Annotated in this window: 12 protein-coding genes; 3 read left to right on the top strand and 9 right to left on the bottom strand. The window is 67.4% G+C overall.

What is annotated here, in order from left to right:
- Window positions 1–915, bottom strand: coding sequence for a DMT family transporter (locus tag AC0KXH_RS01690; RefSeq protein WP_061338013.1), 915 nt, complete (start codon window positions 913–915; stop codon window positions 1–3).
- 87 nt (window positions 916–1002) lie between these two features.
- Here AC0KXH_RS01690 and AC0KXH_RS01685 point away from each other — a divergent pair, with 87 nt between their 5' ends.
- Window positions 1003–1911: a LysR family transcriptional regulator gene (locus AC0KXH_RS01685; RefSeq protein WP_313328239.1), complete on the top strand. Its 909-nt coding sequence runs from the start codon at window positions 1003–1005 to the stop codon at window positions 1909–1911.
- A gap of 6 nt (window positions 1912–1917) precedes the next feature.
- On the opposite strand, the gene phoU is transcribed toward AC0KXH_RS01685, so the two are convergent.
- The 5 genes from phoU to AC0KXH_RS01660 all read right to left on the bottom strand — a co-directional run bounded on the left by phoU (window position 1918) and on the right by AC0KXH_RS01660 (window position 8827).
- Window positions 1918–2646, bottom strand: coding sequence for a phosphate signaling complex protein PhoU (gene phoU, locus AC0KXH_RS01680; RefSeq protein WP_041108654.1), 729 nt, complete (start codon window positions 2644–2646; stop codon window positions 1918–1920).
- Between the two features lie 175 nt (window positions 2647–2821).
- Window positions 2822–3649 carry a phosphate ABC transporter ATP-binding protein PstB gene (gene pstB / locus AC0KXH_RS01675; RefSeq protein WP_041108560.1) on the bottom strand — a complete coding sequence of 276 codons (828 nt, stop codon included), beginning with the start codon at window positions 3647–3649 and terminating at the stop codon, window positions 2822–2824.
- 78 nt (window positions 3650–3727) lie between these two features.
- Complete coding sequence (gene pstA / locus AC0KXH_RS01670; RefSeq protein WP_312571910.1) at window positions 3728–5398, bottom strand: phosphate ABC transporter permease PstA; 1671 nt, start codon at window positions 5396–5398, stop codon at window positions 3728–3730.
- Window positions 5399–5417: 19 nt separating this feature from the next.
- Window positions 5418–7694, bottom strand: a complete 2277-nt coding sequence (locus AC0KXH_RS01665) for an ABC transporter permease subunit (RefSeq protein WP_488224042.1) — start codon at window positions 7692–7694, stop codon at window positions 5418–5420.
- A 167-nt stretch (window positions 7695–7861) separates the two neighbouring features.
- Window positions 7862–8827, bottom strand: coding sequence for a PstS family phosphate ABC transporter substrate-binding protein (locus AC0KXH_RS01660; protein ID WP_041108563.1), 966 nt, complete (start codon window positions 8825–8827; stop codon window positions 7862–7864).
- Window positions 8828–9038: 211 nt separating this feature from the next.
- Between AC0KXH_RS01660 and AC0KXH_RS01655 the strand changes: the two genes are divergently transcribed.
- Window positions 9039–9443 carry an acyl-CoA thioesterase gene (locus AC0KXH_RS01655; RefSeq protein WP_041108564.1) on the top strand — a complete coding sequence of 135 codons (405 nt, stop codon included), beginning with the start codon at window positions 9039–9041 and terminating at the stop codon, window positions 9441–9443.
- Between the two features lie 2 nt (window positions 9444–9445).
- On the opposite strand, the gene AC0KXH_RS01650 is transcribed toward AC0KXH_RS01655, so the two are convergent.
- Entirely contained in the window at window positions 9446–10642 is a 1197-nt protein-coding gene (locus tag AC0KXH_RS01650; protein ID WP_269262094.1) for a GGDEF domain-containing protein, read from the bottom strand.
- A 211-nt stretch (window positions 10643–10853) separates the two neighbouring features.
- Here AC0KXH_RS01650 and AC0KXH_RS01645 point away from each other — a divergent pair, with 211 nt between their 5' ends.
- Window positions 10854–11762: an AEC family transporter gene (locus AC0KXH_RS01645; RefSeq protein ID WP_256372487.1), complete on the top strand. Its 909-nt coding sequence runs from the start codon at window positions 10854–10856 to the stop codon at window positions 11760–11762.
- Here the strand turns inward: AC0KXH_RS01645 and AC0KXH_RS01640 are convergent, their stop codons facing one another.
- Both AC0KXH_RS01640 and recD read right to left on the bottom strand, forming a co-directional pair.
- On the bottom strand, window positions 11763–12206 hold the full coding sequence (locus AC0KXH_RS01640) for a hypothetical protein (protein WP_488224041.1): 444 nt from the start codon (window positions 12204–12206) through the stop codon (window positions 11763–11765).
- A 145-nt stretch (window positions 12207–12351) separates the two neighbouring features.
- Window positions 12352–14178, bottom strand: a complete 1827-nt coding sequence (gene recD / locus AC0KXH_RS01635) for an exodeoxyribonuclease V subunit alpha (protein WP_488224040.1) — start codon at window positions 14176–14178, stop codon at window positions 12352–12354.
- Window positions 14179–14355 lie beyond the last annotated feature (177 nt).

Here is a 14355-nt window from a genome sequence, read left to right as displayed (position 1 = left end):
TCAGCCGGCGGCCATGCGCTCACGCCCTTCGACCGCCGGCGCGGCGCTGCCCAGCCGCAGCGTCCAGAGCGTCGCCACAACGATCAGCAGGCCGCCGGCCCAGCCCAACGGATCGAGCCGCTCACCCAGCCAGAGCCCGGCGATCAGCGCACCGAACAGCGGCTCGGACCCCATCAGCAGCGAGACGCGGGTCGCACTGGTCCGCGCTAGGGCGAGATTCTGCGCATAGAACGCAAACAGCGTGGCGAACAGCACCAGGTACAGGCTCAAGGCCCAGAACTGCGGCTCGCGCGGCAATGCCGGCAGGCCACCCGTAGCCGCAGCCAGCACCAGGCAAGCCAGCGCCACCACGCCACTCTGCACGCCGGTCAGCGCCAACGCCGGCACGCCGCGGGCCGCGGTGAGGCGCCGCGTCAGGCAGACGAACAGCGCCCGCAGCAGCGCGGCCAGCAGCATCAGCCCGTCGCCGACGTTGAAGCCGGCCTGCGGCCCGCCGGTGAGCAACCACACGCCAAGCAGCGACATACCGGCCGCCGCGCAAAGGGCTGGATGAGGCCGCTGCCCGAGCAGCAGCCACTCGAGCAATGGCGTCAGGATGACGCACAGGCTGATCAGGAATGCGGCATTGCTCGCGCGGGTGAGGCTCACGCCATAGATCTCGCAGAGAAAGATCGCCAGCAGCAGCAGGCCAAGCGGCAGCCCCGGGCGCCAGGCACGCCGGCCGGCGCCGCGCAACTGCGGCAGCAGGAGCACAAAGGTCAGGCCGAAGCGAATCGCAATGAAGCCCAGCACCGGGTAGAACAGCAGGGCCTGCTTGGCCGCCGCGTAGCTGCTGCCCCAGATGATGGCGACCAACAGCAGCATGCCGTCGGCGACACCGGGCCAACGAGCAGGGACAGGCGTGGAAGAAATCATCGGCGGGCGCTCCAGGGGTCGGAGCGTCATTGTCCGACCGGGCACCTCTGGCGATAATCCTGTCGAAACGAACAGGACTTTTGCACCATGGGAACGAATCAGGCCGCTGACCTCCTGCCCTACATGGCGGCGTTCGCCCGCGTGGTCGAGGCCGGCAGCTTCTCCGCAGCGGCCCGCGAGATCGGCAGCACGCCCTCGGCGCTGAGCCGGCAGATCGCCCGCCTGGAGCAACGGCTGGGCTTGCGGCTGCTCGAGCGCACCACCCGCCAGCTGCGGCTGAACGAAGCCGGCCAGGCATTCTACGCGCAGTGCCGCCAGGCGCTGCAGGCCGCCGACGCCGCGCTGGCGCTGAGCGAAGGCATGATGCGCAGCCCACGCGGCCGGGTGCGCCTGAGCGTGCCCAAGGCCTACGGAAAATTCCTCATCGCGCCGCTGATGGGGCCGTTTCTGCAGCGCTATCCGGAGATCGACGTGCAGCTGCGCATCAGCGATCTGTCACCGGATCTGATCGAGGATGGCTTCGACCTGATGGTGCAGGTCACCGACCAGCCGCCCGAAGGCCTCGCCGGCCGGCCGCTGGGCGAGGTGCGCCAGCTGCTCTGCGCCAGCCCCGAATACCTGGCCCGCCATGGCACGCCGGACCATCCGCAGGCGCTGCTGCGGCACAGCTGTCTGTATCTGGGGGAAACCGCCGGGGATCACCGCTGGCACCTGCGCCGCGACGGCGAGCAGCAGGTGGTCGCCGTGCACGGGCGCTTCGTCAGCAACCATAGCGAGGCGCGATTGCAGGCGGCGTTGGCGCACCTGGGCATCACCTGCCTGCCACACTTCACCGCAGCCGAGGCACTGGCCGCGGGCCGCCTGGTCGAGGTGCTGCCCGGCTGGCGCTACACCGGTTCCTACCAGGGTGCCGCCTGGCTGCTCTGGCGTCAGGACCGCCAACTGCCGCCGAAGCTGCGCGTGCTGATCGATTTTCTCGCCGCGCAGCTGGCCTGAGCGGCCTCAGCGGTTCTTGCCGCTCTCGACTTCCTCGGCCATGCGCGCCAGGCCCAGGTGGCGGACGTCGGTGCCGCGCACCAGATAGATCACCAGCTCGGCGATGTTGCGCGCGTGGTCGCCGATGCGTTCGAGCGAGCGCAGCACCCAGATCACGTTGAGCACGCGGGAGATCGAGCGCGGGTCTTCCATCATGAAGGTCACCAGCTCGCGCAGCGCGGTCTTGTACTCGCGATCGACGGTCTTGTCGTACTGCGCCACCGACAACGCCAGCTCGGCGTCGAAACGGGCAAAGGCGTCGAGCGCTTCCTGCACCATGCGTCGCACCTGGTCGCCGATATGACGCACCTCGACGTAGCCGCGCGGCGACTCGCCTTCCTCGCACAACTGGATGGCGCGGCGGGCGATTTTCGAGGCCTCGTCGCCGATGCGTTCGAGGTCGATCACCGACTTCGACACGCTGATGATCAGGCGCAGATCGGAGGCCGCCGGCTGGCGGCGGGCGAGGATGCGGATGCACTCCTCGTCGATGTTGCGCTCCATCTGGTTGATCTGGTCATCGACCTCACGCACCTGCTGCGCCAGGCCAGAATCGGCCTCGATCAGCGCGGTGACCGCGTCGTTGACCTGCTTCTCCACCAACCCGCCCATGGCCAGCAGGTGGCTGCGCACCTCCTCGAGCTCGGCGTTGAACTGCTGGGAGATGTGTTGGGTGTGGCTGTCTTTGCTGATCATTGTTCTCGCTCCGAGGAGACTGCCGCTAGGCGGCTCTGGTGCACAGCGCACCTGGAAATTGTCCAGTTGACGTTGAGGCCCTTGGGAAATCTTCACTGGCGCGGAGGGCGTGCGCAGACAGTACATCTAGTACGGCAAGCGCGCCCGACAAGGCCAGGGGAGATTTCCCATGGCCTCAACCGTAGCGTCCGGTGATGTAGTCTTCGGTCTGCTTCTTGGCCGGGTTGGTGAACAGCGTATCGGTATCGCCATACTCGATCAGCTTGCCCATGTACATGAACGCGGTGTAGTCGGACACCCGCGCGGCCTGCTGCATGTTGTGGGTGACGATGACGATGGTGTACTTGGATTTCAGCTCGTAGATCAGCTCCTCGACCTTCAGCGAGGAAATCGGGTCGAGGGCCGAGCTCGGTTCGTCGAGCAGCAGCACTTCCGGCTGCACGGCGATGGTGCGGGCGATCACCAGGCGCTGCTGCTGACCGCCGGACAGGCCGAGGGCCGACTCGTGCAGGCGATCCTTGACCTCCTCCCACAGCGCCGCGCCCTTGAGCGCCCATTCGACGGTTTCGTCGAGCACGCGCTTCTGCTTGATGCCCTGGATGCGCAGGCCGTAGACGACGTTCTCGTAGATACTCTTGGGGAACGGGTTGGGCTTCTGGAACACCATGCCGACGCGACGGCGCAGGTCGGCGACGTCTTCGCCCTTGCGGTAGATGTTGGTGCCGTCGAGGTTGATCGCGCCCTCAATGCGGCAGCCATCGACCAGGTCGTTCATGCGGTTGAAGCAACGCAGCAGGGTCGACTTGCCACAGCCCGACGGCCCGATGAAGGCGGTCACACGCTGGCGCGGGATGTTCATGCTGACGTTGAACAGCGCCTGCTTCTCGCCGTAGTACAGGCTCAGGTCCGGCACTTCGATGGCCACCGGCTCGTCAGCCAGGCTCAGGCTGCGTTTGTCGCGTCCGAGGGCGGCGATGTCGATGGAATGGGTGTTGGTTTGCATGTGCTCACTCCGTTCGCAGCGGCAAGCTGCAAGCTTGAATGGCAAGCCCGGGCCGGCGCCCGCGGCTTGCGCCCTCGATTAATGATCCAGCGCCTTGTACTTCTCGCGCAGATGGTTACGGATGACCACCGCGCTGAAGTTGAGAATCGCGATGACCAGCACCAGCAGCAGCGCCGTGGCGTAGACCAGCGGGCGCGCCGCCTCGACGTTGGGGCTCTGGAAGCCGACGTCGTAGATGTGGAAGCCCAGGTGCATGATCTTCTGGTCCAGGTGCAGATAGGGGTAGTTGCCGTTGAGCGGCAGGGTCGGCGCCAGCTTGACCACGCCGACCAGCATCAGCGGGGCGACCTCACCGGCAGCGCGCGCCACGGCGAGGATCAGGCCGGTCATCATCGCCGGGCTGGCCATTGGCAGCACCACCTTCCACAACGTCTCGGACTTGGTCGCACCGAGCGCCAGCGAGCCTTCGCGGATCATCCGCGGGATGCGCGCCAGGCCTTCCTCGGTGGCCACGATCACCACTGGCAGCGTGAGGATCGCCAGGGTCAGCGAGGCCCACATCAGCCCCGGGGTGCCGAACACCGGCGCCGGCGCGGCCTCAGGGTAGAACAGGCGGTCGATCGAGCCGCCGAGGACGTAGACGAAGAAGCCCAGGCCGAACACCCCGTAGACGATCGAGGGTACGCCGGCGAGGTTGTTCACTGCGATGCGGATGATGCGGGTGAGCAGCCCCTGCTTGGCGTATTCGCGCAGGTAGACCGCCGCGATCACACCGAACGGGGTGACGATCAACGCCATGATGATGGTCATCAGCACGGTGCCGAAGATCGCCGGGAAGATACCGCCCTCGGTGTTGGCCTCGCGCGGTTCGTCGCTGACGAACTCCCACAGCTTGGCGAAGTAGAAGCCGAGCTTGTCGGCAATCGACATGTCGTTGGGCTGGTAGGCCCGTACCACCTTGCCGAGGTTGATTTCCATCTCGCGGCCGTCGGCGGTGCGCACCGTCATGCTGTCGCGGCTGAACTGCTGGTTCAGCGCCACCAGTTCGCTCTCCAGCGCCTTGTACTGGGCGTCCCACTCGGCCCGCTCGGCGTCCAGGTCGGCCTGGGCCGTCGCATCCAGCCGACCGCCCAACTCGAGCTGGCGGGTTCTCAGGCGCAGGCGCTCGAGGCCATGGTTGATGCGGCCGATATCGACCTTTTCCAGCTCGGCGATCTGCGCGTGCAGCTCGTCGACACGGGCGATGCGCTGCTGCAGTTCGGTCCAGGCATCGGCACCCTCGGCGACCACCTGGCCCCGCTCCTTGACGTTGACCAGATAGCCGTAGAAATTGCCCCACTCACGCCGCTCGACCGCCATCAACTCGGCCGGCCGGCGCATCTCGCTCAGCCACTCGCCGACCACCCAGGTGAAGTCGGCACCGTAGACCTCGCGGTTGCCCACCTTGAGCAGCTCGCGGGTCATGAACTCACCGCCTTCGACGTCCACCGGCAGGCCGCTGGCGGCCAGGCGTGCACGCGGCACCTCTTCGGCTTCGACCACCTCGCCGGCGACTACCCGCGCCGGACTGCCGGGCACCTGATAGTCGGCGACGATGACATCGGCCGGCCAGAAGTGCGCCAGGCCACGCACCGCGATCACCGAGAGCAGGCCCAGCGTCATCAGAATGGCGATGGCCACCGCGCCGGCGTTCATCCAGACCCACGGCGTGCCGCTCTTGAACCAGGTCTTGAGGTTCTGCTGTTTCACGTTCGTCTACCTTCAGTTCTCAGAGCGACGCATATTTCTTGCGCAACCGGGTACGAATCAGCTCGGCGGCGGTGTTCATCACGAAGGTGAAGCTGAGCAACACCAGCGCGGCGAGGAACAGCACGCGGTAGTGCGTGCTGCCCACTTCCGACTCGGGCATTTCCACGGCCACGTTGGCCGCCAGGGTGCGCATGCCTTCGAAGATATTGGCCTCCATGATCGGCGTGTTGCCGGTGGCCATCAGCACGATCATGGTCTCGCCGACCGCACGGCCCATGCCGATCATCAACGCCGAGAAGATGCCGGGGCTGGCGGTCAGCAGCACCACGCGGGTCAGCGTCTGCCAGGGCGTGGCGCCCAGCGCGAGCGAACCGAGGGTGAGGCTCTTGGGCACGCTGAACACGGCGTCCTCGGCGATCGAGTAGATGTTCGGGATCACCGCGAAGCCCATCGCCAGGCCGATCACCAGGGCGTTGCGCTGGTCGAACGGAATCCCCAGGTCGTTCGACAGCCACAGGCGCATGTCGCCGCCGAAGAACCAGTTTTCCAGGTGGCCGCTCATGGCCAGCGAACCGGCACCGACCAGCAGGATCACCGGGATCAGCAGCAGCGCCTCCCAGCCGTCCGGCACGTTCAGCCGGATGCTGTCGGGCAGCTTGCTCCAGGTCCAGGCGGCGAAGAGGATGCCCAGCGGCATCAGCAGCAGCAGGCTGAAGATGCCCGGCAGATGGTTCTCCAGGAACGGCGCGAGAAACAGGCCGGCGAAGAAACCGAGGATCACCGTCGGCAGCGCTTCCATCAGCTCGATCACCGGCTTGACCTTGCGGCGCAGGCGCGGCGCCATAAAGTAGGCGGTGTAGAACGCGGCGCAGATCGCCAGCGGCGCGGCCAGCAGCATCGCGTAGAAGGCCGCCTTGAGCGTGCCGAAGGCGAGCGGCGCGAGGCTCAGCTTGGGCTCGAAGTCGATGTTCGCCGAGGTCGACTGCCAGACGTAGTCAGGCTCCGGATAGCTCTCGTACCAGACCTTGCTCCACAGCGCGCTCCAGGAGATCTCCGGGTGCGGGTTGTCGATCACGAAACGCTGCAGGCCGGCGGCGCTCTGCACCAGCACGCGGGTCGCCCGTGGCGACAGCGCGGCCGTGGCCTGGCCGTCGGCCACTTTCTCGACCAGCAGCGTGCGGTGCGCGGTGCTGTGGAAGATGCCCAGCTGCCCCTTGGCATCCAGCGCGAGGAAGCCCTTGCGTCGCTCTTCCGGAATGATCTGGGTGATCGGCGCGTCACCGAGGCTGAACTGGCGAACGTGCTTGAGTTCGGCCTGGCCGTCCGCGCCTCGAACCATGAACCACTGGCCGATGCCACCCTTGGAGTCGCCGACCATCAGCGAGATGCCGCCGAGCAACGGGCTGACCGTGGTCACCTCGCTGCCGTCGGCCGCCAGCTTGTAGCGACCGTTGAGCTGCTTGCGACGCAGGTCGAACACGTCGGCACTGGCCTTGCCGCTGAATGCGTAGAGCCACAGGTGGCGCGGGTCGATTTGCAGCGCACGGATCGGCTCGGCGAGTTGCGGCAGATCGAGCCGCTGCTGTTCGATGCTGGTCTCGCCGGTCAGCAGGTTTTCCGTGGAGGAGATGCGCAGCGCGTGCAGCTCGGTATCGGTCGCGCCGGCGACCAGCAGGGTGTCGCCGTTACGGCTGATTGCCGGGTGGGCGATCGGCCGGCCCTGCTCGTCCAGCGTCAGCGGCGTCTCGCCGTAGGGATACAGCAGCGCGGGCGTGATGGTCTTCTGGTTGTTCGGGTAGCTGACCTTGTAGCTCTGCTCGACCACCAGGACCTGACCGTTATCCAGGCCCAGCACCAGACGCCGGCTGCCAGGCACGTCCTGACCGATGGAGGCGATACGAGCGCCTTCGGCCAGCGGCACGGCAACCTGCTTGAGCAGCTCGCCACTCTTGAGCGCGAAGAAGCGTGCCTGGCCGTCGGCGCCCAGATGCATGGCCACCTGATTCTGTTCCTCGATCGCCAGCAGCAGCGGTTCGCCCGCCTCGGCCAGCCAGGCCGGCGTGTGCGTCTCGCGCGCCTCGACCTCGGCGCCCTGGAACATCGGCACGACGACCTGGGCGAGATAGAAGAAGATCAGCGTGATCGCCCCCAGCACGGCCAGACCGCCGATGGACACGTACCAGCGCGCCAGGTGGTCTTTGAGCGCGCGAATGCGGCGTTTGCGCTGCAGGGCCGGGGTGTTGAAATCCAGCCGTTGCACATCGGAATTAGCGGTCATGGGCTCTATGTCGTTCATGCCAGGAATCCTGCTCCGGCCGGGTGCCGGGTTTCACAGCCCGCACACTGTACTGCCGGTCTGTGACAGAAAAGTTACAAGGGCAAGACGTGCGAAACCCGCCGGCACTGAAGGCGCGGCGGGTTCCGGGGACGGTGGCGGCGCCAGGCGCCGCCGACCGGCCGTCGTTACAGGCCCAGGTCCTGCTTGGTCTTGTCGATGACCTTTTTCGGCAGCGGGATGTAGCCGTCCTTGACCACGACTTCCTGACCCTGCTTGGACAGCACCAGCTTGAGGAACTCGGCGTCGATCGGGCTCAGCGGCTTGTTCGGCGCCTTGTTCACATAGACGTAGAAGAAGCGAGCCAGGGGGAACTTGCCGGCCAGCGCGTTCTCTTCGTTGGCCTCGAAGGCCTCGCCACCCTTGGACAGCGGTACGGCGCGAACGCTGGAAGTCTTGTAGCCGATACCCGAGTAGCCGATGGCGTTGAGGGTGCTGGACACCGACTGCACCACCGAGGCCGAACCCGGCTGCTCGTTGACGTTCGGCTTGTAGTCACCCTTGCACAGGGCTTCTTCCTTGAAGTAGCCGTAGGTGCCCGATACCGAGTTACGACCGAACAGCTGGATCGGCTTGGCCGCCCACTCGCCGGTCAGGCCCAGGTCGCCCCAGGTCTTGATGTCCTTCTCGCCACCGCACAGGCGGGTGCTGGAGAAGATGGCATCGACCTGCTCGATGTCCAGGCTCTTGATCGGGTTGTCCTTGTGCACGAACACGGCCAGGGCGTCGATGGCCACCGGTACGGCGGTCGGCTTGTAACCGTATTTCTCCTCGAAGGCCTGGATCTCGTTGTCCTTCATCGGGCGGCTCATCGGGCCCAGGTTGGAGGTGCCCTCGGTCAGCGCCGGCGGTGCGGTGGAGGAGCCGGCAGCCTGGATCTGTACGTTGACGTTCGGGTACTGACGCTTGAATTCTTCGGCCCACAGGGTCATCAGGTTGGCCAGCGAGTCGGAACCGACACTCGACAGGTTGCCGGAAACGCCGGAAGTCTTCTCGTAGCTTGGCAGGGCCGGATCGACCGCTGCGACCGCACTGGCCGCGCCCACTCCAGCCGCGACGAAGGTCAGGGCCGCCATCAAACGATTCAGTTTCATACCATGCTCCTAGCAGGGTTGTGTTCGTGTGTGTTGGAACGGTGGCCAGTATCGGCAGGCCGTATGAACACTCTATGAAGCGAATGTGACAATCTGGTGACGGCGAAACGACTTGATCCAGATCGGTCGCCCCGGTACGCAGGCAGTCGGTATACTCGCCCGACCCAGACGGGTCTGCGCCACAAGAACAACCGCGCCGCGAGTCTTCACGATGAAAGATTACGAACAGGAAGATCCGATCCCCCAGGGCGACCTGGCCCTGCAGCTGACCGCGCTGCCCCGCGAAACCAACGGTTTCGGCGACATCTATGGTGGCTGGCTGGTCTCGCAGATGGACCTGGCCGGCACGGCGATGGCCAGCCGCGTGGCCGGCGGCCGGGTGGCGACGGTATCCATCGACCGCATGGCATTCATGGTCCCGGTCGCGGTCGGCGCTCAGCTCTCCTTCTATACCCAGACACTCGAAGTCGGCCGCAGCTCGATCCGCATGCTGGTGGAGGTCTGGAGCGACGACCCGCTGTCCAGCGAATGGCGCAAGGTCACCGAGGCGGTATTCGTCTTCGTCGCCATCGACGGCAGCGGCCGTACCCGTCCCGTCCCGCCGCGGCGCAGCTGAACTCAGCCGGCGGCCGGCGCAACCGCGACGTCGATGCGGTTCTTGCCCGCCTGCTTGGCCCGGTATAACGCAGCATCGGCCTCGTGGTAGAGCTGTTCGGCCGTCTGCTCAGGCTGCAGCATGGCCAGCCCGATGCTCACCCCCACCCGACCGCTCGCCGACTGTGGATGCGCTATGTTGCGTGCGGCGAACGCCGCGAGGACCTGCTCGGCGATGCGCCGGGCGGAGTCGGCGTCGCAGTCGTACAGCAGGACCGCGAACTCCTCGCCGCCGACCCGCGCCACATGATCGAGCGGCCGGCGCGCGAAGCTCTGCAGCAGCTCGCCGCAGATCCGGATCAGCGCATCGCCGGCCGGGTGGCCGAGCCGATCGTTGTAGGGCTTGAAGTCATCGATATCCAGCAACAGCATCGCCAGCGGCGTCTGCTCGCGATGCGCCTGCCCGGCCAGACGCGCCAGCGTCGCGTCGTGGCTGCGGCGGTTGGCCAGCCCGCTCAGGGCATCGTGCTCGGCGACCCAGCCAAGCAGCTTGCGCACCAGGAACTGCTCGCGCTGCGAGTATTCGTGGGCATAGCGGCTGACCGCCCCGATGATCAACAGCACGCCGTAGTAGCTCACCGCAAGCCAGTGCTCGGGCAGTTGCTCGGGTGCCAGCAGCAACAGCGCGAGCAGCACGTCGATCACGATCATCGCCGTGGCGCAGAGCAGGGCGCGCCAGAAGGTAATGCCGAGAAAGAAGAACGAGGCGATGATCAGCAGGCCGGCGCCATAGCGAAAGGCGATGTCCAGACCGATGCGCTCGTACTGGATATCGATGCGCGAGGCGATGGCGCCGATCAGCACCAGCAACAGCGGGAATAGCCGGTCGGCCTGCGCGCGCACCCAGCGGTTGAAGAAGGACAGCGCCAGCACTACCACCCCGGGCACCAGCTGCAGCAGACGCAGCAACGTGAGTTCGCCGATCCAGCCGCTTTTGCCGATCGGCAGATAGCGCCATTCGACGTACAGGTAGCTGCTCACCACGAGAATCAGCAGCAGCGCCGCCAGCTGCTGCGAGAGCCGCGCATGACGGTCCAGATAGCCACGGAAATCCCCCTCCAGCGGCGCGCGGAAGCGCAACAGGCGGAAGCCTTCATGCAACTGCCGCCCATACGGCGTGTCGCGGAAGTCTTCGACATAGGGATGAGCGGGCTTGCGCATCGGGAACCCCGGTTTTCTGGCGCCAAGAATGATATCACCTGGCCATTACGTTGAAAGGGAAAACTCCGCCTCGCGCGCAGGCGCCCGCCGACCGGTTGGTCGCGCTGTGGCCGCCGCACCGCTCAACAGAGCTTGTCTGATACGACACAGGACTTGCGGCCGGCGTTGCGTCAGCCCTAGATTGCCCTGACCTACAAGAATGGATGTATCCGTGACCGACCTGCTGCTGGCCCTGTGGCCGCTGTTCGCCCTCATCGTCGCCGGCTATGCGCTGCGCCTGCGCGGCTTCCCGAGCGAAGCCTTCTGGCCCGGCGCCGAGCGACTCAACTATTTCATCCTCTTCCCGGCCCTGCTGTTCAGCAGCCTGGCCCGCGCGCCACTCGACAACCCCGCCCTGCCCGATCTGGCCGGTGCCGTGCTGCTGGCGCTCGGCTGCGGCTGGGTCGCGCTGTTGATCTGCAAACGCGTGCGCGGCTGGCCAGCCAGCCGCTTCGGTGCGCTGACGCAGGGCACACTGCGCTTCAACACCTACCTGGGGCTGGCCGCAGTCGGCAGCCTGTTCGGCGAGCAGGGCCTGGCCCTGGCGGCGCTGATGCTGGCGCTGATGGTGCCGACGGTGAACGTGATGTCAGTCTGGTCGCTGACCGCCGAACGCGGTGTCAGTGCACGCAGCCTGCTGCTGCCGATCCTGAAGAACCCGCTGATCCTGGCCTGCCTTGCCGGCGCGCTGGTCAACCTCTCGGGCCTTGGCCTGCCCGGCGGCAGCGACCGCCTGCTGGGCCTGCTTGCCGCGGCCAGTCTGCCACTCGGCCTGCTCTGCGTGGGCGCGGCGCTGAAACCCCAGGAACTCGGCGGGGAAGTCCCGGCGCTCGGCTGGAACAGCGCGGTGCGCCTGCTGCTGGTGCCGGCGATGGCCTACGGCGTGGCGAGGCTGACCGGCCTGCCGGCGATGGAGACGACCATCCTGGTGCTGTTCTTCGCGCTACCCACCGCCCCTACCGCCTACGTCCTGACCCGTCAGCTGGGCGGGGACAGTCACCTGATGGCGGGCATCATCACCCTGCAGACGCTGCTCGCCGCCGCCAGCCTGCCGCTGATTCTGCTGCTGCTCGAAGGCTGATCAGCGCGCCACCTGGCCGCGCAAGGCGCGCAACAGCACCGCGGCCATGCCCAACCCGAGGCTGCCGAGCAGCAGCAGCGGGCCGAGATAGCCCAGCGCGCCCTGCAGCCAGCCGAGCAGTGGATGCAGCCAGGCGGCACGGTGCAGCGGGTCGACCGCCAGGTAGCCCTCTGCCTGCCAGACGCGATAGGCAACCTGCAGCGGCACCAGCGCCAGCGGCAGCAACAACAGGCATAGCCAGTAACCGCTGCGTCGATGCCGGCCGAGCAGGCCCCAGGGCAGAAAGGCCGCGCGGATCAGTCCGAAGAAGCAGAACGCGTAATAGCCCACCAGCGCCAGGGCGAACAGTGAGGGTGCGCCGGGTCGTAACCACAGATTGGTCACGGCCAGGCCGCCGAGGCCAAGGCTGCACAGCGCCCAGAGAAGGTAAAACAGCTTTTGCATAGGCCCGCTTCCGCTCGCGTCAGACAGACGCGCATCGGAGCAGAAAGCCCTCGTGCAAACGCACAACCGTTTCACGAAACGACGCATCGAGCGCCGCAAAACCGGCCGCAGCCCGCATCAGCCGTGGGCTGCAGCTCAGTTGCACTCAGAACAGACTGAGCTGGTCGCCATCGGTGGGCGCTGCGACAGCCGGCGTCGTCGGCTCCGCAGCGGCCAGCCGCTCGGCCAGGCCGGATGCACGCTCGGCCCGCGCGTTGACCGCCTCGGCCAGCCGCGCCGGCAGCGCCCACAGCTCGACCCGCTGGCGCGCCCGGGTGATGCCGGTGTACAGCAGGGCACGGGTCAGCAGCGGGCTCGGCTGCTCGGGCAGGGCCAGCAGCACTTCGCTGAATTCCGAGCCCTGACTCTTGTGCACGGTCATCGCGAAGGCACTGTCGTGGCTCGGCAGGCGGGCCGGGGCAAAGCCGCGGAAGCCCTGCTCACCCTCGAAGAACACACGCAGCCCGTCGCCGCTCGGCAGGCACAGGCCGATGTCACCATTGAACAGGCCCAACGCGTAATCGTTCTGTCGCACCATGATCGCGCGCCCGGGATACCAGCGCTCGCGGCTCGCCACCCCGAGGCGACGCTTGAAGCGCGCCTCCAGGGCCTCGTTGAGGCCGGCCACGCCGAACGCACCCTCGCGCTGCGCAGTCAGCGCACGAAAGCCATTGAACGCCGCGAAGGCCGCCGCCGGATCACCCTGCCGTGCGGCCTGCAGATAGGCCGCATAGCCCTGCTCCAGCCGCTCGACCAGCGCCGCCGCCGAGGGCTCGGCGTTCCACAGCAGTTCGGCCGCGCCCTCGCGCAGCAGCGCCAGGGTACCGGGCGCATCGCCGGCATTGATTCGCCGGGCCAGTTCGCCAATGCCGCTATCGCCGGCGAAGCGATGGCTGTGGGTCAGCAACACCACCGCATCGCCGAGGCGCGAGCGCGGTGCCTGGATCGGCACCGCCTGGCCCGTCAGGCGCTCGAGATCGGCGGCCGCCCGGGCGTCGAAGCCGCGCCCCTCGCAGAGCTCGGCGAACACCGCGCCGGCTTCTACCGCGGCGAGCTGGTCCTTGTCGCCCAGCAGGATCAGCCGGGCGCGCGGTGGCAGCGCCTCGACCAGCTTGGCCATCAGGGCCAGGTCGACCATGGAGGCTTCGTCCACCACGAGCACGTCGAGCGGCAGTGGGTTGGCCGCATCATGGCGCACCCGCGGGCTGTCGCCCCGGCTGCCGAGCAGCCGGTGCAGCGTCCGCGCCTCGTCTGGCAGCGCTGCTCTGATCGCCTCGGCGACCGGCAACTGGGCCTTGGCGTTGCGGATTGCCTCGGCCATGCGCGCCGCCGCCTTGCCGGTGGGCGCCGCCAGGCCGATGGCCAGGTTCGCCCCATCGGGTTGTTCGAGCAGGGCGGCGAGCAGACGCACCACGGTGGTCGTCTTGCCAGTGCCCGGCCCGCCGGAAATCACCGCCAATCGGCGCCGCACCGCCTGCGCAGCGGCCAGTCGCTGCCAGTCGGGCGTCTGCCGGTTGAAGGCGAACAGCCGCGCCAGGCTGTCGGCAAGACAGGCTTCGTCAACCTCCGGCGCGTCGCTGGCGCGGGCCAGCAGGCGTTCGGCCAGCTGTTGTTCATAAGCCTGGTAGCGCGCGAGATAGAGCCGCTCGCCATCGAGGATCAGCGGCGCATAGGCGCCAGGCTCGCCGACCAGTGGCGAAGCCTCGAGCTGGGCGCGCCAGGCCTCCAGCGCGGGTAACACAAGGTCGATCTCCGGCCAGGGCCGCCTGCCGGCCAGCCGTCGCAGTGGCAGGCAGACATCCCCGCCTGCCAGCGCTTCGCAACACAGGGCAGCGGCCAGCAGCACCGCTTCGGGCGTCTGCGGCTCGAGCCGTTGCAGGCTGGCGACAAAGGCGCGCTCCAGCGGGCCGAGGGGTAGTACGGCAGAGGTCATCGGGCGCTCCTTGAAACAAACGTCACGGCGTCGCGCGGCGCCGACCCGCGGTCAAGATCGCCCCCAACGTGGCGGGGCCGGCTCGCCCAGCGTCGGGCGCCCCGCTGCGCCGCCGAGGCGGCTCGCAACGGACGCTCGATGAGCGCAGCAGCGCGTGCCCCGAGCGCGGCCGGCCGG

Source organism: Stutzerimonas sp. CXK-1 (genome assembly GCF_057738225.1).
This window is presented reverse-complemented; position numbering and strand designations above follow the sequence as displayed.

Excerpts from the sequence above, each read along its gene's own strand:
- AC0KXH_RS01690 (WP_061338013.1), bottom strand. The coding sequence starts at position 915 with ATGATTTCTTCCACGCCTGTCCCTGCTCGTTGGCCCGGTGTCGCCGAC.
- AC0KXH_RS01660 (WP_041108563.1), bottom strand. The coding sequence starts at position 8,827 with ATGAAACTGAATCGTTTGATGGCGGCCCTGACCTTCGTCGCGGCTGGA.
- AC0KXH_RS01685 (WP_313328239.1), top strand. The coding sequence starts at position 1,003 with ATGGGAACGAATCAGGCCGCTGACCTCCTGCCCTACATGGCGGCGTTC.
- AC0KXH_RS01655 (WP_041108564.1), top strand. The coding sequence starts at position 9,039 with ATGAAAGATTACGAACAGGAAGATCCGATCCCCCAGGGCGACCTGGCC.
- AC0KXH_RS01665 (WP_488224042.1), bottom strand. The coding sequence starts at position 7,694 with ATGAACGACATAGAGCCCATGACCGCTAATTCCGATGTGCAACGGCTG.
- phoU (WP_041108654.1), bottom strand. The coding sequence starts at position 2,646 with ATGATCAGCAAAGACAGCCACACCCAACACATCTCCCAGCAGTTCAAC.
- pstB (WP_041108560.1), bottom strand. The coding sequence starts at position 3,649 with ATGCAAACCAACACCCATTCCATCGACATCGCCGCCCTCGGACGCGAC.
- recD (WP_488224040.1), bottom strand. The coding sequence starts at position 14,178 with ATGACCTCTGCCGTACTACCCCTCGGCCCGCTGGAGCGCGCCTTTGTC.
- AC0KXH_RS01640 (WP_488224041.1), bottom strand. The coding sequence starts at position 12,206 with ATGCAAAAGCTGTTTTACCTTCTCTGGGCGCTGTGCAGCCTTGGCCTC.
- AC0KXH_RS01650 (WP_269262094.1), bottom strand. The coding sequence starts at position 10,642 with ATGCGCAAGCCCGCTCATCCCTATGTCGAAGACTTCCGCGACACGCCG.